Below are 18,391 nucleotides of genomic sequence, written 5' to 3'. Positions count from 1 at the left end.
GGAAGTTTCACGTCATGTTGCACTTCAGAACACTCGCCAGCACGCTGGCTGTTGCGCTCGCGTCGTCCCTTGCCAGCCCGGCGCTGGCACAGGACAGCATCAAGGTCGGCTCGTTCGTGCCGGAACAGAGCACCGGGGTCGCCAAGGTGATCAAGCCCTGGCTGGAGGCCGTGCAGGCCGAAGCCGGGGACAGCGTGCGCATGCAGCCCTTCTGGGGCGGCACGCTGGGCAAGGACCCGTTCAAGCAGTTCGAGCTGGTCCAGAACGGCGTCGCGGATGTGACCTGGGTTCTGCCCGGCTACACCTCGGGGCAGTTCCCCGAGATGGGGCTGTTCGAGCTGCCGTTCCTGTTCCGCACGGCGCAGGAGGCCTCTCTCGTCGGTTGGAAGCTGAACGAGATGGGGCTGCTGACGGGCTTTGACGGCGTGCATGTCGTCGGCTTTTTCGCGGCTGAGCCGAATGCGCTGTTCATGAAGGACGCGGTTGGCGGGCTGGAGGGGCTGTCGAACCTCAAGATCCGCTCGGCCGGGGCGATTCAGGCGAAATGGCTGGAAAGCCTTGGCGCGGCGCCGCAGACGCTGAGCTCGGCCGAGTTCAACGAAGGGCTGAGCCGGGGCACGGTTGACGGCGCCATTCAGGGCTGGACCGGCATGAAGACCTTCAAGTCGCTGCCGCTGGTCAGCGAGGCCATCGAGGTGCCCGCCGGGGCGATCCCCTTCCTGCTGCTGATGAACGCGCGCAAATGGGACAGCCTGCCACCCGCGCTGCAGGAGATCGTGATGAAGCACGGCGGGGCGGCCTTTGCCCAGGCCGGGGGCGACGCCTATGCCGGCGCTGGTGAGGAGATCCGCAAGGAGGTCGAAGCCGAGGGACGCATCGCCATCGTGGTGCCAACCGAGGACCAGATGGCGGCTTACGGCGAAGCGGTGAAGCCGATCCACGACGCCTGGATCGCGGCGACGCCGAATGGTCAGGCCGTCTATGACGCCGCCCTCGACCTGCTGGCCGAGATGCGGACCCAGAACTGATGGAGCGCGCCATGACCACGGCCCAAAAACTTGACCGGATCACGCAAACCGCGGCCTTCATCGGGTTTTCGGGCCTTGTGATCATGGCGCTGCTGATCACCTACGACGGGGCGGCGCGCTATCTCTGGCTGCCCCGGATTTCGGGCTTTTCGGATTATGGCGAGGTGGTCTTTCCCCTCGTCATTGCCAGCTGCTTTCCGGCAGGGCTGCTGCGCCAGACCAATGTGACGGTGCGCGTCTTCGGCACCTTTGGCGGGCCGCGGGTGCATGCCGCGCTTGAGGCGCTTGGCGCGGTGGTGACGCTGGTGTTCTTTGCGCTGCTGACCTGGCAGTTCATCCGGCTGACCGGCCAGTTCGAACACGGCGGGCGCACCACCCGCACCATCGGGCTGGCGCTGGCACCCTGGTGGTATGTGACCACCGCCGTGATGGCCGTCTGCGTGCCGGTGCAGGCCTATGTCGCGCTGGAGTGGATCCGCGCCACGCTGCGCTGCGGCGAGCTGCCCGCGCTTGCCACCCTGCGCGACGACGAGGACGTGATGTCCGACCTGGAGGCAAAGTGAGATCATGATGTCCGACCCCTATACCACAGGCCTGCTGGGCCTTGCGGCGATGTTCGTGCTGATCCTGCTGCAGGTGCCCGTCGGCATCGCCATGGGCGTGATCGGCGTGGTCGGCTGCGGCCTGATCATCGGCTTCGGCCCGGCGCTGACGCTGCTGGCGACCGAGCCGTCCTCCTCCATGGCGTCCGAGGGCTTTGCGGTGATCGCGATGTTCCTGCTGATGGGCAACCTGGCCCATATCGGCGGGCTGTCGCGCGAGCTCTACAAGCTGGCCTATGTCTATCTTGGGCACAAGCGCGGCGGGCTGGTCTTTGCCACCATCGGCGCCTGCGCCGGGTTCGGCGCGATCTGCGGGTCGTCGGTCGCAACCGCCGCCACCATGGCGCGCATCGCCCTGCCCGAGATGCTGGCGCGCGGCTATGCCAAGTCGCTGGCCGCAGGCTCCATCGCGGCGGGGGGCACGCTGGGGATGATCATCCCGCCCTCGGTGGTGATGATCCTCTATGCCATCCTGACCGAAAACTCGATCATCGCGCTGTTTCTGGCGGCGATGGTGCCGGGCATTCTGGCGGTCGTGTTCTATTTCGCCGCCGTCTACATCGTGGTGCGCCGCAACCCCGACGCCGCCCCGGTGGGCGCGCGGACCAGCTGGCCCGAGCGAAAGCGCGTCACGGCGCAGAGCTGGGCAGTGGTGCTGCTGGCCGTGATCGTCTCCGGCGGGATCTATTCCGGCATCTTCACGGTCAGCGAGGCCGCCTCTGTCGGGGCCACCGTGTCGCTGCTGCTGGCGATCTTCCGGCGTCGCCTGACGGTGCGCAAGTTCCTCGCCGCGCTTGGCGATACAGCCGCCAACACGGGCATGATCTTCGTGATGATCATCGGGGCTTCGGTGTTTTCCTACTTTGCGACGCTGTCGGGCCTGCCCTCGGCCACGGTCGAATGGATCCAGAGCCTTGGTTTGCCGCCGCTGCTGGTGCTGTGCCTGCTGATGGTCTTCTACCTGATCCTCGGCGCAATCTTCGACACCATTGCTGCGATGGTGCTGACCCTGCCCTTCGTCTATCCGCTGATCATCGGCCTCGGCTACGATCCGATCTGGTGGGGCGTGGTCAATATCGTGGTGATCGAGCTGGGGATGATCACCCCGCCCATCGGCATCAACGTCTTCGTGCTGCACGGCATGGCCCATGACCTGCCGCTGCGCACGATTTTCCGGGGCGTCGTGCCCTTCATCTTTGCTGACATCGCCCGGCTGGTCGTCCTGATCCTGTTCCCGGCGCTCAGCCTCTGGCTACCGGGAGTCTTGGGATGGCTGTGAAGGAATACGGCAACGCCGGCACCATCGGCGTGCTGACCCCTCAGGCCAATACCACGGTTGAGCCCGAGCTTTGGGCGCTGCTGCCGCCGCATTGGTCGATGCTGAACGCGCGGCTGACCTCCTCGCTGGACAGTATCGAGGCGCGGCTGGTCGATTACACCGGCAAGTTCAACGCCACCTCGGGCCAGTTCGCCAATGCGCCGATCGACGTGATCGCGGCGGCCTGCACCGGGGCATCCTACCTGATCGGGGCAGAGGCCGAGGCCCGGCTGGTCGACGAGGTGCAGAGCAGCCACGGCAAGCCGTTCCTGACGGCGGCGCTGGCCTCGGTCGCGGCGCTGCGGCTGATGGGGGCGAAAAAGATCGCCCTGCTGACGCCCTACCCCGAGAGCCTGAACAGGCACTCGACCCCCTACTGGGAGAGTTTCGGGTTCGAGGTGGTGGCCAAGACCGGCCCGGCGCTGGAGACAGACGCCTTTCACCCGATCTATGCCATGACCGGCAATGGCGTTCTGGCGGCCTACCGCGAGCTTTCGGCCAGTGGCGCGGATGCGGTGCTGATGCTGGGCACCGGGATGGCGACGCTCTATCCGATGCTGGCGGGCCATGCGGAGGGGCTGATCCCGGCGATCTCGTGCAATGTCGCGCTGGTCTGGGCGGCCGTACAGGCGCGCGACTGGCAATCGCTGGGCGCGACCGATCTGCCCGACTGGCTGAGCGGAGCGCGCTGGCAAGACCGGCTGAAGCTGATGTATCCGCCCGCCTGAGCCGCTCAGGCGGGGGCGCGCCGCAGCACCGGTGCGACCAGCGCGACCAACAGGGCAAAACCGCCCAGCAGCACGAAGCCCAGACGCAGGGAGCTGACCTCGGCCACGAAGCCGATGACCGGCGGGCCGAGCAGCATCGCGCCATAGCCCAGCGTCGCGACCGAGGCGATGCCCTGCCCCGGCGGCACGACGGGATCGGCGGCGGCGCGGCTGAAGGCCAGAGGCACCAGCGCAGCATAGCCCACCCCCATCAGCACGAAGCCCAGCAGCGCGGCGGGAAGCGTGGCGAACCCGGTCGCAATGGCGATGCCGAGCGCGGCCGCCAGCCCCCCCGCGCGTGCCACCACCGCAGGCCCCAGACGGGTGATCAGGGGGTCCACCGACAGCCGCATCGCCACCATGGTGACGGAGAAGGCCGCATAGCCAAGGGTCGCCTGCGACGGCCCGGCGCCGGTGACATCGGCCAGAAAGATCGCGCTCCAGTCCGCGAGGGCCCCCTCGCCCAGCCCGGCGGACAGGGCGATCACGCCGACCAGCACCAGCGGGCCGCGCGGCAGGGCAAAGACCGGGGCGCTGCGGTCGTGGGGCCGGGTTGTCGAGGTCCAGTGCGCCCGCGTCAGCGGTGCAAGCAGCCCCGCCCCAAGCAGCGCCACCAGCGGGAAATGCGCCGCGATCGACAGATCCCAGCTGGTCGCGGCAAAGCCCGTCGCCGCGCCCAGACCGGCCCCGAGGCTCCACATCGCGTGAAAGGACGACATGATTGAGCGGCGCAGATGCTTCTCGACCTCGCTGGCCCAGCTGTTCATCGTGACATCCATCGCGCCGTGGCTCATCCCGAAGAAGAACAGCGCCACGCCGAGCAGCGGCACCGTGGGCGCAAGGCCGATCAGGATCAGCGTGGTCAGATAGGCGAGCATGATCCAGCGCGTCAGACGCACCGCGCCAAAGCCATCCGCCAGCCGCCCCGCCAGCGGAAAGGAGACCAGCGCGCCGACCCCCATCGCCAGCAGCAGGATGCCAAAGCCGGATTCGCTCAGCCCATGTTTTTCGACGACGGCGGGCACGCGCGACGCCCATGCGCCCAGCAGCAAACCGTTCAGTGCAAAGGCCGCACAGACCGAGCGGCGCGGGGTCAGCAGCTTTGTCATGGCGCACCCTTTTGGATCAAGGAAAGTCACGGGGGATCTCAGCGCCTTACCTAGACCGGAGCGCGCAGGGATCTCAACGCCGATTTGCGGCTTAGGGCCGTTGCCCGCCAGAGGAGCTGAACGTGGAGCGCATGAAAAAGGCCCGCAATTTGGTGCGGGCCTGATCTGGTGCGGCGGGACTGGTGTCAGCGCCGCGGGTGCCTGAGTGCGTGCCTCAGTCAGAGACGATCCTGGCGTAAAGACGGAAGGGCAAAATCCGGCCCAGTACGGTGAACACCCAGGCGAAGGGCCGAGGAAAGCTGATCTGCCGCGTTCCGGGATCGCGGATCAGGCCCATGACGTAATAGGCGGCCTCCTGCGGGTCCATCAGCTGCGGCATCGAGAATTCGTTCTTCGAGGTCAGGCGGGTGCGGATGAACCCGGGGTTGGCCACCTGCACCTGGACGCCGGTGCCCTGCAGATCGATATACATATCTTCGGCAAGGTGGCGCAGCGCGGCCTTGCTGGCACCATAGCCGATGGCACCGGGCAGGCCTTTGAACCCCGCCAGCGATCCGATCAGCACGATATGACCATAATCGCGCGCCGCCCAGCCGGGCACGGTGCGCCCGAGCACCCGCATGGCCCCCATGAAGTTGGCCTCGCAGATCTGTTCCGCCTTGTCGGGGTTCCACTCCTGCGCGGTCATCGGGTCATACTGGCCGACGCAGTAAATCAGACCATCCGCCTTGGAGCCGACCTCCACCGCCGCCTTGACCGAGTCGAGATCGCTGACATCCATCGGCAACACCTGTGCGCCCGGGATATCTGCGGCGAGATCCTTCAGACGGTCTTCGGTGCGGGCAGACAGGATGACCTGCGCCCCAAGCCGCGACATTTCCCGCGCGATCGTGCGGCCCAGACCTTCGCTTGCGCCGATGATCCAGTACGTCTTGCCCTGCAGACTACGTGGGGCCATGGCCGCTATCCTTCCAAAAACACTAAAATGTGGCCTGAGCGAAACAACACGGTCTCAGATCACCGGCACCCGTCTAGTAAGAACGGCGAGTAGCGCAATCAGTTTCATACCGCATGGTAAAATCGCGTAAGAAATATTTAAAACCTGCAGGGCTTTCGGCGTGTTCTCGCCGCCCGGGACATATCCATAAGATTGCAGCAACGGCAGGGTGGCGACGGCTGCGAGGGCGAGCGAGAGCTTGGTGGCCATCGACCAGAGGCCAAAGGCCTGACCGCTGGACAGACCCGCCCGCGCCAGAGCGGTGGAAAACAGCACCGGCAGAATCACCAGATCCGCGCCGAGCGCCGCACCCGAGGCGACACAGATCACGGCAAAACCAAGGGCGGCGCCCACGGGCAGCAGCCCCGCGCCGGCAAAGGCGAGGATCGTCAGCGTCATGCCACTGACCAGCACCGGCCAGTTGCCAAAGCGCGCCGCCGCCCGCGCCCAGAGCGGGGCTGCCACCCCCGCCGACAGGAAGAACAGGATCAGGAACGGCCCCGCCAGATCGGGCAGGCGCAGGCGGTCCTCGACAAAGAACAGGAACAGGGTCGAGGTCAGCGCGGTCGGCAAGGCGTTCAGGCAGGCCAGCAGCAACAGCGACACCCCGCCCGAGGCGACCAGCGCGCTGAGCGTCAGGGGCGCGGACTTGGGCGCGCGGAGCCGCCAGAGCGGGCGCGCGCACCAGCCCCCCGCCAGCGCCAGCGCCGCAATCAGCAGGCCGAACAGCGGATAGGTCAGATCATCACCCGCCAGCAGCGCCAGCAGGCTGGGGGCAGCGGCAGCGACCAGCACGCCGAGGACCAGCCCGGTTTCACGCCATGCGGCGACTCCGAGGTGGCCAGTGCCGCCGGGGCCTTCCTGTGCCGCTATTGCCTCGGTCTGGCCATAGAGCAGGATGGTGGCGAGGCTGTAGGCGGTGAAGATCACCACCAGCAGCAGCGTCACCCAGAGCACCGGCGCGATGGGCGGCGGCACGGAAAACAGCAGCAAAAAGCCGAGGCCCAGTGCCGCGCAGGCGAGCGCGGCGAACAGGGGGCGGGCGCGCGGCCAGCGGTCGACCATCCAGCCGAGCGCCGGGTCCTGGCCGAAATCCAGCACGCGTATGGCGATCAGGATGACGCCGACGGTCGACAGGCTGAGGCCGAGCTCAGCCCCCGCGAACCGGGGCAGATGGATATAGAGCGGCAACCCCGCCACCGAGAGCATGGCGGCGAAAGGCAGAATCCGCCAACGTCTGAGCGGTTGCATCGGGGCCTAGCTGCCGCGCAACTGGCGCGACAGGTCCGGGCTGCGGCTGTTGTCGGCCAGCCAGATCCCAAGGAAGCGCTGTTTGACGCCGGGATAGGTGACATCGCAGGTCTGAGTGCCGTTCAGCCACATCGTCAGGCGGTCGGCGCTGGCCGAGGCGGCGGTGTAGCTGTCGCCCTCGGCCACGGTGCCCATACATTTGGCCAGCACCTGTTTCAGCTGGGGCAGGTCGGCGCTGGCGCCCTCGATCCGGGTGATCTCTTTCATCGTGGTGTCGAGCAGGTCGTCGCCGTCGATGCCCATGGCGTAGGTCAGCTGCAGCGCCAGCGGCGACGACCATGCGAAGGGGGCCGCGTTGCTCCACAAGTTCGCGTCATAGATGTGGATGCCGAGCCATGTGAACCGCGCCTGCCCGAGCAGCTGGGCGGGCGAGACGATGCGGGCGGCATCGGGCGGCACCTGCTGGGCGAAGGCGGGGCCTGCCAGCAGGGCGAGGAGAAGGGCGAGGGTCTTACGCATGGCGCAGCTCCACCTGAACGACGTCGGTTTGCCCGACAGCAAAAGACGCGGCGCAGATGCCGAGGTAGTAGTGCCAGCTGCGCAGAAACGCCTCGCCATAGCCGAGCTTTTCGATACGGCGGGCCTCGTCCTCCATCCGGGCCAGCCATGTGCGGCAGGTCTGGGCGTAGTCGTGGCCAAAGGCGAAGCTGTCGGTGACGGTCAGGCCCGCATTCTTCGCCGCCCGCGCGATCTGCCCATCCGAGAGCAACATGCCACCGGGAAAAGAGTGCTGGCGGATGAAATCCGAGCTGTTGCGGTAAGTCGGGAAATAGCGGTCGGGCACGGTGATCGCCTGCACCACGGCGCGGCCGCCATCGGCAAGGCGGTCCTTCAGCGTGGCAAAGAAGGTCGGCCAGTAGCGTTCGCCCACCGCCTCGATCATCTCGATCGAGACGATGCCGTCGAACTTGCCGTCGCTGTCGCGGTAATCGCGCAGCTGGATCTCGGCCTGCCCGTCAAGGCGCGCGTCGGCGTAGCCCTTCTGCGCGGGTGAGATGGTCAGGCCGGTGACATGCCGCCCCTGCCCTGCGGCGCGTTCGGCAAAACCGCCCCAGCCGCAGCCGATCTCGAGCAGACGCTCGCCCTCGACGCGGTCGAGGATACGATCGTACTTGCGCATCTGGGCGCGACCCAGGTCCATGTCGCCGGGGCTGAACAACGCCGACGAATAAGTCATCGAGGGGTCGAGCCAAAGCTGAAAGAACTCGTTCCCGACATCGTAGTGGGCGCGGATATTCTTGGACGCGCCGGTGCGCGAATTGGCCCGCAGCAGGCGGTCGATGGTGCGGAACTTGAAGCTTTGCCAGGGGCTGGCGTAGGCATATTTGCGGAACTGGTCGAGGTTCTTCAGCGCCAGAATGGTCAGCGCCTCGATCGACGGGGTATCCCAGAGACCCTCGATATAGGCCTCGCCCAGACCGACGTCGCCGCGCGCGAGGGCGGCAGAAATCGCGGACCAGTCGTTGATCTTCATCTCGGCCTCGATGCCGCTGTGCCCGAAGGTGTGCACGTCGCCTTCGGGGGTGATCAGGCGCAGGCGGCCGGTCTCGATCACCTCGCAGCTTTTCAGGAACTCGGACTTCAGGCGGTTGGTCAGGATGGGCATCAGGAGATCTCCTCAGCCGGGGGGGCCGGACGGGTGCGATAGGGGGCGCGTTTCAGTTTCAGGCGGATCGCCTGCCAATAGATCAGCGCGACGGTGCGCAGCGCCCCGAGGGGGCGGCGCCATAGGGCGGAGTGCAGCAGGCCGGCGCTGGTCAGCGGGCGGCGTGGGCCGGTGAGCGTGGCATAGAGCCCCTCTGGTCCGTTGCCGTGGTTGATGAAGATGGCGACGCGGTCGTCACGGATATCGAAGCGGAAGTCATAGTCCCCCGCGACGTCCTGAAACGGCGAGACATGCATCATCTTGCGCGCGCCGAGGTGATCCTCGGCGCTGATCGGCGCGAAGCCAGGGTGGGCGCAGACATAGCTGTGACGGTCGCCGAAGGTGTTGTTGACCTCTGCAATTACAGCGATCAGGGCGGCCTTTTCATAGACCAGCCAGAAGGAGACGGGGTTGAACAGCGCCCCGAGGAAACCGGGCTGGGTCAGCAACAGGATCTGGCTGATGCGCACGGCGGCAAGCCCACGTTCGGCCAGCACCTCACGCGCCCAGACAACGCCGCGCCCGTGGCCGCGCAGGCCGCCATGGTTGCGGTCCTGCACGGAGGCGAGGTTGAAGCCATTGCGCGAGAACAGCAGCGGGGTCTGGTCGCTGTCGGGGTCGATCAGCACATAGTCGACGGAGTAGCGAAAACTGTGGGCAATCGCGCCGCGCCGGGCGTGCACCGTCTGGCCGGAAATCTGTTGCGGGGCGAAGGTCATGTCCGCAGCATCGCAAGGGCCGGGTCCAGCTGACGGGCGACGCGCACCGCGCTGGCAAAGCCGTCCTCGTGAAACCCGTGGCGCAGCCATGCCCCGGCGAACCAGGTGTTGTTCTCGCCCTGCATCGCTTGGATCTGCTTTTGAGCCCGAACGGCGGGGCCGTCAAAGACCGGGTGGCGGAAGGTCTTCTGATCGTAGATCAGGTCGTCCGGGATCGACTGGCAGGGGTTGAGCGAGACAAACAGCGGATCGCTTTCGTCGATGTTTTGCAGGCGGTTCATCCAGTAGGTGACGCCAATCTGGCTCTGTTGCGCAGTGGTGTCGGCCTTGTAGACCCAGGACGACCAGCAGGCCTTGCGGCGCGGCATCTGGCTGACGTCGCGGTGCAGGATCATGTGGTTGTCCTGATAGCCGACGCTGGAAAGGGCGCTGTGTTCGACAGCCGTCGGCTGGGCCAGCAGGCGCAGCGCCTGATCGGAGTGGCAGGCGAGGATGACCTGATCATAGGCCTCAGGCTCGGCCCCTTCGATATGCACCTCGGGGCGCAGACCGTCGCGGGTGACGGCGCGGATGGCGGCGTCGGTGCGGATCTCGGTGCCACTGGCGCGCAGGAAGGCCTCGATCCGGCGGACGTATTCGATCGAGCCGCCGCTGACCGTCCACCACTGGTGCTGCCCCTGCGCCGAGAGCAGCGCGTGATTGCGGAAGAACTGCACCAGCGAGCGGGCCGGAAAGGCGGTGATGCCCTCGGGCGGGGTCGACCAGATCGCGCCACAGATCGGCTTGAGGTAATAATCGCGGAACCACGACCCGAGGCGCAGCTCGGCCATCAGATCGCCGACGGTCATGGTGTCGTCGCGCGCCGTCGCCTCAGCCCGGGCATTAAAGCGCAGGATGTCGCGCACCATACGGGCAAAGCCGGGGCGCAGCAGGTTGCGCTTTTGCCCGAAGACGGCGGCAATGTCGCGCAGGCCGTATTCGACCTGGCCGTTGTTGATGGTGGCGCCAAAGCTCATATCGCTTTTCTCGACCGGCACGTCGAGGTCGCGGAACATCGCCGTCAGATGCGGATAGTTGGCGTAGTTGAAGACGATGAAGCCGGTATCCACCGGCTGATCACCGTGCAGACCTGCCATCACGGTGCGGGCATGGCCGCCCAGACGCGCCTCGGCCTCATACAGCGTGACCCGGTGGTGCGGCGACAACATATAGGCCGCAGCCAGCCCGGAAATACCACCGCCGATGATGGCAATACGCTGGGGTCGCATCGATAGCGCGTCGAATGACATGGTCGCTCCCTGTATGACGTGTTGGTTAAAGGTACGGCGCTGGGCACCGAACAGTTCACTCCTATCACAAATAAAAATTTGTGATCCGGTCTGAGATGGCCTGCGTAACTGGCATATGTTGAACCCTGACCCAATGCCTGCGACACTATTCCAGATGCGCCCCCGCTTTCGGGGGACGTGTGCCGCGACGCGGAAAGGCAGAGCGAATTTGGCCGAAGTTCAGAACACGGACCGGACAGAACAGATCGAGTGGATGCTTGCCGTGCGCGACCAGCGCGACCGCGCCAGTTTTGCCAGGCTCTTCGGGTTTTATGCCCCGAGGATTAAGGGGATGCTGATGCGTTCGGGGGTGCCCGCGGCGGCGGCCGAGGATATCGTGCAGGACGTCATGCTGGCGGTCTGGCACAAGGCGGCGCAGTTTGATCCTGCGCGCTCGCAGGTTTCTGGCTGGATCTACAAGATTGCGCGCAACCGTCAGATCGACATTGCCCGCAAGGCGCAGCGCCCGCTGCCCGAAGAGATCGAGACGCAGACGCGCCCCGAAGAAGATCCCGGCCATCTGCTCGCGTTTGAGCAGGAGGCCGGCCAGCTGAAAGAGGCACTGAGCCGCCTCAGCCCCGAACAACGCGACCTGATCGTGCGCGCCTATGTCGGCGACCTGACGCACCGGGAAATACAGACCGAAACCGGCCTGCCGATGGGCACGATCAAATCGCGTATCCGCCTTGGGCTGGACCGTCTGAGGCATGAATTGAAGGACTTGCGAAACTGATGAGCGCGATTGCACATCATATCCCCGAAGAAATGATTGCCGGCTATGTCGCCGGTACCCTGCCGCCGGCCTTCGAGATGGTCGTCGCGGCGCATGTCTCGATGTGTGACGACTGCCGTGCGGCGCTTGAGGCGCATGAGACGCTGGCCGGTGCCGCGCTTGAGGCGACGAGTGCAGAGCTGCCGATCGAGGGCGACCTGCTGGCCCGCGTCATGGACCGTCTCGACGAAGCGCCCGTGCAGGCCGCGCCTGTGCCGCGGATGGACATCTACCCCGGCCCCATCGCCGCAGCCCTTGGCAACCAGCCACCGCGCTGGCGCTCGGCCGGCGGCGGCGTGCGCCAGCAGATCCTGTTTGAGGATGGCAAGGGCTCGGTCCGCCTGCTCTATATCCCCGGCGGTATGGCGGTGCCGGATCACGGCCACCGCGGGATCGAGTTGACGATGGTGCTGTCGGGGGCGTTCAGCGATGAGACCGGGCAGTTCCGCGTCGGTGACGTCGAGGTCGCGAACGAGGATCTGGAGCATACGCCGACCGCCGACGCAGGCGCGCCCTGCATCTGCCTTGCGGCGACGGATGCGCGGCTGCGCTTCAACTCGATCCTGCCGAGGCTGGCGCAGCCCTTCCTGCGCATCTGAGGCGTTACAAAAGCTTCATTTGCGCGGCGGCGGCCCCTCCCCTATTTCATGAAATATGGAAATAGAACTCGCCGCGCAACTTGCCACCCTTGGACACCCGCAACGCCTGCGCATCTGGCGGCTGCTGATGCGCCGCTACCCCGATGCTCTGCCTGCTGGCGAGATCGCGGAGGCAACGGGGCTGAAGAACTCTACCCTCTCGGTCTACCTCTCGGCGCTGCGCAAGGCGGCGCTGATCACGCAGGACCGCCTGGGCACATCGCTGCGTTACAGAGCCGAGGTAGGCTCGGCCGCGATGATGTTGAACCACCTCTTTGCCGATTGCTGCCGCAGCCGACCGGAGCTGTGCTTTGCGCCTCTGGCCGCGCCGCGCAGCGTGCTGTTCCTGTGCACCGGAAATTCCGCCCGTTCACTGATGGCCGAGGCACTGTTGCGCGACCTCGGCGCAGGGCGCTTTGCGGTCCATTCCGCGGGCAAGCAGCCCGCCGGGGCGCCGCATCCGCTCGCGCTTGAGGTGCTGCGCGCACAGGGGCACGACACGGACGGCCTGCACAGCAAGGGCTTTGACGCGGTGCCTGAACAGGTCGACGTCGTGCTGACCCTCTGCGACCGCGCCGCGAACGAGGACTGCCCGGCCTTTCCCGGCCAGCCCCTGACCAGCCACTGGGGTCTGCCCGACCCGGTGACTCTGGGCGATTTTCAACAGACCTATGCCGCGCTGCACCAGCGCCTCACAGCTTTCCTTTCCTTGGCCGTTGACACGCACGACCGGGCTGCCCTGCAGCGCGGCCTCGACGCGATAGCCCATACCGGAGTACCCGCATGACCACCTACGCCCTGAACGGACTTGGCCGCATCGGCAAGCTGGCGCTGCGCCCGCTGCTGGAAAGCGGCGCGAAGATCGCCTGGATCAACGATGCCACCGGCGACGCCGCGATGCATGCGCATCTGCTGGAGTTCGACACGGTGCATGGCCGCTGGCGGGCCGAGATTTCGGCGGATGACACCAGCGTCACCATCGACGGCACCCGCCTGCCCTTTATCGGCACCAAGGAACTGGCCGCCCTGCCGCTGGAGGGTGTCGACGTGGTTATCGACTGCACCGGCAAATTCAAGACCGAGGCCGCGCTGGCGCCCTATTTCGCGGCCGGGGTGAAGAAGGTCATCGTCTCGGCCCCCGTCAAGGACGGGCCGACCGCCAATATCGTCTATGGCGTGAACAACCACGATTACGACGCGGATCAGCACAGGATCGTCACGGCGGCGAGCTGCACGACAAACTGCCTCGCCCCCGTGGTGAAGGTGATCCATGAGGGGCTGGGCATCCGGCACGGCTCGATCACCACGATCCACGATGTGACCAATACGCAGACCATGGTGGACCGCCCCGCGAAGGATCTGCGGCGGGCGCGTTCGGCGTTGAATTCGCTGATCCCGACGACGACCGGCAGCGCCACGGCGATCACGCTGATCTATCCCGAACTGACCGGCAAGCTGAACGGCCATGCGGTGCGGGTGCCGCTGCTGAATGCCTCCCTCACCGATTGCGTCTTCGAGGTGGAGCGCGCCACCAGTGTCGAGGAGGTCAACGCGCTGCTCAAGGCCGCTGCCGAGGGGCCATTGCGCGGGATTCTGGGGTACGAGACGCGGCCGCTCGTTTCGGCGGATTACGTCAATGACCCGCGCAGTTCGATCATCGACGCGCCCTCGACCATGGTGATCAACGGCACGCAGGTGAAGATCTATGCCTGGTATGACAACGAGTGGGGCTATGCGCATCGCCTGATCGACGTCGCCCGCATGGTCGGCGACGCGTTGTGAGACCGGCTGGCCTGTCCGCCTATATCGCCGTCACCGCCGCCTACTGGGCCTTTATGCTCAGCGACGGGGCGCTGCGGATGCTGGTGCTGCTGCATTTCCATGGCCTTGGCTTTTCGCCGGTGCAGCTGGCCTATCTGTTTGTGCTCTATGAGGTGGCGGGGGTCGTGACGAACCTGTCGGCGGGGTGGATCGCGGCGCGGTTCGGGCTGACGCGGACGCTTTATGCCGGGCTTGCTTTGCAGGTGCTGGCGCTGGTCGCGCTGGCGGCGCTCGACCCCGCGTGGAGCCTTTGGGGATCGGTCGCCTATGTCATGGCGGTGCAGGGCGCGTCCGGCGTGGCCAAGGATCTGGCGAAGATGTCGTCGAAATCCGCGGTCAAGCTGCTGGCGCCTGCGGGTCAGGGTGGGCTGTTCGCCTGGGTCGCGGTGCTGACGGGGTCGAAGAACGCGGTAAAGGGCGCGGGCTTTCTGCTCGGCGCGGTGCTGCTGGGGGTCGTGGGCTTCACCGGCTCGGTGCTGGGGATGGCGCTGGTGCTGGCGCTGATCCTCGCCGCCGTGGCGCTCTGGATGCCGGAGGGGCTGCCGAAGGGGCGCAAGGGGGCGAAGTTTTCCGAGGTTTTCTCCAAGGACACAAACGTCAACTGGCTGAGCTTTGCGCGGGTGTTCCTGTTCGGCGCGCGCGATGTCTGGTTCGTCGTCGGCATCCCGATCTATTTCTACGCGGTACTGTCTGACGGGACCGAGGCGGGCAACCGCGCGGCCTTCTTTGCCATTGGCAGCTTCATGGCCGTCTGGACGATCCTGTATGGCGCGGTGCAGGCTTGGGCGCCGAGGTTGCTCAGGGCGAAAAGCCGGTCCGAAGGCGACCTCGTCGCCTCGGCCCGTCATTGGGTGTCCGCGCTGGTGGCGGTGCCGGCGCTGTTGGCGGTGCTGGTCTGCGCGGCGGGCGAGCCTGCGCCATGGCTGACGGGGGTGATCGTCGCGGGGCTGCTGGTGTTCGGAGCGGTCTTTGCGGTGAATTCGTCGCTGCATTCCTACCTGATCCTCGCCTTTACCTCGGGCGAGCGGGTGACAATGGACGTGGGTTTCTACTACATGGCCAATGCTGCGGGGCGATTGCTGGGCACGCTGCTGTCGGGCCTCAGCTATCAGCTGGGCGGGCTGCCTGCCTGTCTGGCCACCGCGGCGGTGATGCTGCTGCTCAGTCGCTATGGCGCGGGGCGGCTTGAAGAGAAGGACACCCGCAGATGAGCCTGTTTGAGAGATACCTGACCCTGTGGGTCGTGCTGGCGATTGCCATCGGCGTTGGCCTCGGCAGCGTGATGCCTGGGCTGTTCGACCTGATCGCGGGCGCCGAGGTGGCGCATGTGAACCTTGTCGTGGCGGTGCTGATCTGGGCGATGGTCTATCCGATGATGATCGGGGTCGATCCGGGGGCGATCTCGGGCGTGATGAAGCAGCCGAAGGGGCTGGTGATCACACTGGTGGTGAACTGGCTGATCAAGCCCTTCACCATGGCGGCGCTGGCGGTGCTGTTCTTCAACCACATCTATGCGCCGATCGTGTCGGCAGAGCTGGCGCCAGAGTATATCGCCGGGCTGATCCTGCTGGGGGCGGCGCCCTGCACGGCGATGGTGTTCATCTGGTCGAACCTGACCAAGGGCGATCCGGCCTATACGCTGGTGCAGGTGACGGTGAACGATCTGATCATGGTGGTGGCCTTTGCGCCGCTGGTGGCCTTCCTGCTGGGGGTCACGGATATCGTCGTGCCCTGGAGCACGCTGATCCTGTCGGTGCTGCTGTTTGTCGCCGCGCCCTTGGTAGCGGGCATCCTGACACGGCGGCGGTTGGGGAGCGCGAAGGCGATTGCCGCCTTCACAGCCAAGATGAAGCCGGTGTCGATTGGGGGGCTGATCGTAACGGTGGCGATCCTGTTCGGGTTGCAGGGGGATGTGATCCTCTATGATCCGCTGATCATCGCGCTGATCGCAGTGCCGATCCTGATCCAGAGCTATGGGATCTTCGCCATCGCCTATGGCGCGGCTTTTGCCATGAAGGTGCCGCACAAGATCGCGGCGCCCTGTGCGCTGATCGGGACGTCGAATTTCTTTGAGCTGGCGGTGGCGGTGGCGATCAGCCTGTTCGGCTTGAACTCGGGAGCGGCGCTGGCCACCGTGGTCGGTGTGCTGGTCGAGGTGCCGGTGATGCTGTCGCTGGTCTGGTTCGCCAACCGGACGCAAGCAAGATTCCCCAAGCCGAAGCGGGCACGGGCAAAACCGAAACCGAAGGCTGTGCGCAAGGCCTGATTGGCGCTGCGCGCCAGCCTCCGGCGGAAGTATTTACAGGCAAGATGACGGGGAGGCCGGTGGCGGCGGGGGTCTTTAGAGCCCCGCCTCTTGCGCGATGTCCTTGCGGGATTTGCGGGCGCGCTCTGTCGCCGATTTCAGCTGGCCACAGGCGGCCATGATGTCTTCGCCGCGCGGGGTGCGGATCGGGCTGGCGTAGCCGGCTTTGTAGACGACATCGGCGAAGGCCTTGATGCGGTCCTGATCGCTGCGCTGGTAGGGGGCGCCGGGCCATTCGTTGAAGGGGATCAGGTTGATCTTGGCGGGGATGCCGCTGATCAGCTTGACCAGACGGCGGGCGTCGGCGTCGCTGTCGTTGACGTCTTTCAGCATCACATATTCAAACGTGATGCGTTCGGAGTTGGACAGGCGCGGGTAGTCGCGCAGGGTGTTCAGCAGGGTTTCGATGTTCCAGCGCTTGTTGATCGGCACCAGCTTGTCGCGGACCTCGTCCGTGGTAGCGTGGAAGGAGACCGCGAGGAGGCAGCCGATTTCCTCGGCCGCGCGGGCGATTTCGGGGACGACGCCGGAGGTGGAGAGGGTGATGCGGCGGCGCGAGAGCGAGATGCCCTCGGGGTCCATCGCGATCTTCATCGCGTCGCGCACGTTGTCGAAGTTGTAAAGCGGTTCGCCCATGCCCATCAACACGACGTTGGAGAGCAGGCGGGTTTCGTCCCGAGGCGCACCGGGGACGGGCCATTCACCAAGGTCGTCGCGCGCCAGCATGACCTGGCCGACGATTTCGCCCGGCGTCAGGTTGCGCACCAGTTTCTGCGTGCCCGTATGGCAGAACGAGCAGGTCAGCGTGCAGCCGACCTGAGAGGAAATGCACAGCGTGCCGCGGTCGGTTTCGGGGATATAGACCACCTCGACCTCGTGACCGCCGGCGATGCGCACGAGGTACTTGCGGGTGCCGTCGGAGGAGACCTGCTTGGACACGATCTCGGGCAGGTCGATGACGAAGTTGTCGGCCAGCAGGGCGCGGTAGTCCTTCGACAGGTTGGTCATCTTCGCAAAGTCGCGCACGCCCCAGTGATAGAGCCATTGCCAGACCTGATTGACCCGCATCTTGCCCTGTTTTTCGGGCGTGCCAGCGGCGATCAGCGCCTCGAGCAGGGCCGGGCGCGTCAGGCCGACAAGGTTCACCGGTCCCTCGGGCAGCTTGCGCGGGATCGTCATGACATCCTGCGTGATCGGCGCCGCAGGGGTGCTGCGGGTCGTCTGGAGGTCGGGCGCTTGGCTGGTCGGGGTGCTGTCGGTCGTGGCGGTCATGATCGGGCTCCTGCTGGAAGTCTGCCCATATAGGGGATTCTTATCCACATGAAAACAGGGCGCGTGACACTGTCACACCCCCTGCCCTACATATCTGGTCTGCGGCTGACGCTAAAACCCGCGCCTGACCGCTTATTTGCAGCGCTTGGCCGCATCCTCGACTGCGGCGGTGAAGCCCATCAGCGAGAAGGTGTCCTTGGTCTGCGTGCCACGACCCGAACGTGCGCTGAGCACGGCATCGGTGCCGCCGCGCAGGGCCGCCAGGATCTTGGCATCGTCGCCCGGACCCGGCCAGGCCCATTCGCCTTGGGTGTAGAGCTCAAACTTGTTGTCGCCGATCGCCATGTTGACGGTCGAGCCATCCGCGAAGGGATAGCCGCCGGTAAAGGCGATCTGCCCCGTGAGATCCGCGCCGGGGCGGAAGAACGCCATCAACTGGATTTCGCTGCGGCGCACCTCGATCGGTTTGCCGTCTTTCGAATTGACCGTTTTCTTCGGTTCAGACACCGCCCAGCATTCCTTGGGATCGGGTTCTTCGAAAACGCTCCAGTCCGTCTTGGCGGCGACCTGATTTTCGCTGACCGTTTGTGCCATGGCACCTGTCGTGGCACCGGCTGCCGCAAACGCCATCACGGCGACTGCCGCACCCAACTTCCCAAATGTCATCTGTCCAGCCTCCAAGCCGTCCTTGCCTCTGCCGTGCCCCCGTGGCCTAGTCGCCATCTCTCGGGGCTGTCTCGCGATCTCGACATTGCATTA

General features: G+C 65.9%; 19 protein-coding genes. 10 read left to right on the top strand and 9 right to left on the bottom strand.

Going from position 1 to position 18,391, the window contains the following annotated elements; genetic code table 11:
* Positions 1-14: 14 nt before the first annotated feature.
* Genes F3W81_RS16420 through F3W81_RS16405 form a run of 4 tightly spaced genes read left to right on the top strand, consistent with a single transcriptional unit; the run spans position 15 to position 3,676 of the window.
* Entirely contained in the window at positions 15-1,028 is a 1,014-nt protein-coding gene (locus F3W81_RS16420) for a TRAP transporter substrate-binding protein (RefSeq protein ID WP_193080310.1), read from the top strand.
* An 11-nt stretch (positions 1,029-1,039) separates the two neighbouring features.
* Positions 1,040-1,591, top strand: a complete 552-nt coding sequence (locus F3W81_RS16415; protein ID WP_193080308.1) for a TRAP transporter small permease — start codon at positions 1,040-1,042, stop codon at positions 1,589-1,591.
* Positions 1,592-1,598: 7 nt separating this feature from the next.
* Positions 1,599-2,909 carry a TRAP transporter large permease gene (locus F3W81_RS16410; RefSeq protein WP_193080306.1) on the top strand — a complete coding sequence of 437 codons (1,311 nt, stop codon included), beginning with the start codon at positions 1,599-1,601 and terminating at the stop codon, positions 2,907-2,909.
* Positions 2,900-3,676 carry a maleate cis-trans isomerase family protein gene (locus F3W81_RS16405; RefSeq protein WP_193080305.1) on the top strand — a complete coding sequence of 259 codons (777 nt, stop codon included), beginning with the start codon at positions 2,900-2,902 and terminating at the stop codon, positions 3,674-3,676. Before F3W81_RS16410 ends, F3W81_RS16405 begins: the two co-directional genes overlap by 10 nt.
* 5 nt (positions 3,677-3,681) lie before the next feature.
* Here F3W81_RS16405 and F3W81_RS16400 read toward each other — a convergent pair whose 3' ends face one another.
* From F3W81_RS16400 to F3W81_RS16370, 7 genes are all read right to left on the bottom strand, one after another.
* Positions 3,682-4,824, bottom strand: a complete 1,143-nt coding sequence (locus tag F3W81_RS16400) for an MFS transporter (protein ID WP_193080303.1) — start codon at positions 4,822-4,824, stop codon at positions 3,682-3,684.
* Between the two features lie 214 nt (positions 4,825-5,038).
* Entirely contained in the window at positions 5,039-5,782 is a 744-nt protein-coding gene (locus tag F3W81_RS16395; protein WP_193080302.1) for an SDR family NAD(P)-dependent oxidoreductase, read from the bottom strand.
* Between the two features lie 54 nt (positions 5,783-5,836).
* A complete protein-coding gene (locus F3W81_RS16390) occupies positions 5,837-7,072 on the bottom strand; it encodes an MFS transporter (RefSeq protein ID WP_193080300.1) in 1,236 nt (411 codons plus the stop codon).
* 6 nt (positions 7,073-7,078) lie between these two features.
* Positions 7,079-7,591: a chalcone isomerase family protein gene (locus F3W81_RS16385; RefSeq protein WP_193080299.1), complete on the bottom strand. Its 513-nt coding sequence runs from the start codon at positions 7,589-7,591 to the stop codon at positions 7,079-7,081.
* On the bottom strand, positions 7,584-8,738 hold the full coding sequence (locus F3W81_RS16380) for an SAM-dependent methyltransferase (protein WP_193080297.1): 1,155 nt from the start codon (positions 8,736-8,738) through the stop codon (positions 7,584-7,586). Before F3W81_RS16380 ends, F3W81_RS16385 begins: the two co-directional genes overlap by 8 nt.
* Positions 8,738-9,496 (bottom strand): DUF1365 domain-containing protein, encoded by a 759-nt coding sequence (locus F3W81_RS16375; RefSeq protein ID WP_193080295.1) that lies wholly within the window; start codon positions 9,494-9,496, stop codon positions 8,738-8,740. Before F3W81_RS16375 ends, F3W81_RS16380 begins: the two co-directional genes overlap by 1 nt.
* A complete protein-coding gene (locus tag F3W81_RS16370) occupies positions 9,493-10,785 on the bottom strand; it encodes an NAD(P)/FAD-dependent oxidoreductase (RefSeq protein WP_193080293.1) in 1,293 nt (430 codons plus the stop codon). Before F3W81_RS16370 ends, F3W81_RS16375 begins: the two co-directional genes overlap by 4 nt.
* A gap of 208 nt (positions 10,786-10,993) precedes the next feature.
* On the opposite strand from F3W81_RS16370, the gene F3W81_RS16365 reads away from it, so the two are divergent.
* The 6 genes from F3W81_RS16365 to arsB are packed head-to-tail and all read left to right on the top strand — an operon-like array spanning position 10,994 to position 16,321.
* A complete protein-coding gene (locus F3W81_RS16365) occupies positions 10,994-11,557 on the top strand; it encodes a sigma-70 family RNA polymerase sigma factor (protein ID WP_319022267.1) in 564 nt (187 codons plus the stop codon).
* Positions 11,557-12,195 (top strand): ChrR family anti-sigma-E factor, encoded by a 639-nt coding sequence (locus tag F3W81_RS16360; protein WP_193080291.1) that lies wholly within the window; start codon positions 11,557-11,559, stop codon positions 12,193-12,195. The genes F3W81_RS16365 and F3W81_RS16360 overlap by 1 nt, the downstream gene beginning before the upstream one ends.
* A gap of 55 nt (positions 12,196-12,250) precedes the next feature.
* Positions 12,251-13,021, top strand: coding sequence for an arsenate reductase/protein-tyrosine-phosphatase family protein (locus tag F3W81_RS16355; RefSeq protein WP_193080289.1), 771 nt, complete (start codon positions 12,251-12,253; stop codon positions 13,019-13,021).
* Positions 13,018-14,016: an ArsJ-associated glyceraldehyde-3-phosphate dehydrogenase gene (locus F3W81_RS16350; RefSeq protein ID WP_193080287.1), complete on the top strand. Its 999-nt coding sequence runs from the start codon at positions 13,018-13,020 to the stop codon at positions 14,014-14,016. The genes F3W81_RS16355 and F3W81_RS16350 overlap by 4 nt, the downstream gene beginning before the upstream one ends.
* A 53-nt stretch (positions 14,017-14,069) precedes the next feature.
* Positions 14,070-15,266: an organoarsenical effux MFS transporter ArsJ gene (gene arsJ, locus F3W81_RS16345; RefSeq protein ID WP_193083965.1), complete on the top strand. Its 1,197-nt coding sequence runs from the start codon at positions 14,070-14,072 to the stop codon at positions 15,264-15,266.
* Positions 15,263-16,321: an ACR3 family arsenite efflux transporter gene (gene arsB, locus F3W81_RS16340; protein WP_193080286.1), complete on the top strand. Its 1,059-nt coding sequence runs from the start codon at positions 15,263-15,265 to the stop codon at positions 16,319-16,321. Before arsJ ends, arsB begins: the two co-directional genes overlap by 4 nt.
* A 75-nt stretch (positions 16,322-16,396) precedes the next feature.
* On the opposite strand, the gene rlmN is transcribed toward arsB, so the two are convergent.
* Together rlmN and F3W81_RS16330 are read right to left on the bottom strand one after the other, a co-directional pair.
* Entirely contained in the window at positions 16,397-17,539 is a 1,143-nt protein-coding gene (gene rlmN, locus F3W81_RS16335; RefSeq protein WP_226941985.1) for a 23S rRNA (adenine(2503)-C(2))-methyltransferase RlmN, read from the bottom strand.
* Positions 17,540-17,764: 225 nt separating this feature from the next.
* Entirely contained in the window at positions 17,765-18,298 is a 534-nt protein-coding gene (locus F3W81_RS16330) for an invasion associated locus B family protein (RefSeq protein WP_193080282.1), read from the bottom strand.
* Between the last annotated feature and the right edge of the window lie 93 nt (positions 18,299-18,391).

It is taken from the genome of Pseudooceanicola spongiae (assembly GCF_014899185.1).
GTDB lineage: Bacteria > Pseudomonadota > Alphaproteobacteria > Rhodobacterales > Rhodobacteraceae > Pseudooceanicola > Pseudooceanicola spongiae.
The sequence above is the reverse complement of the archived record's forward strand: the minus strand, read 5'-3'. Positions and strand labels throughout refer to the sequence as shown.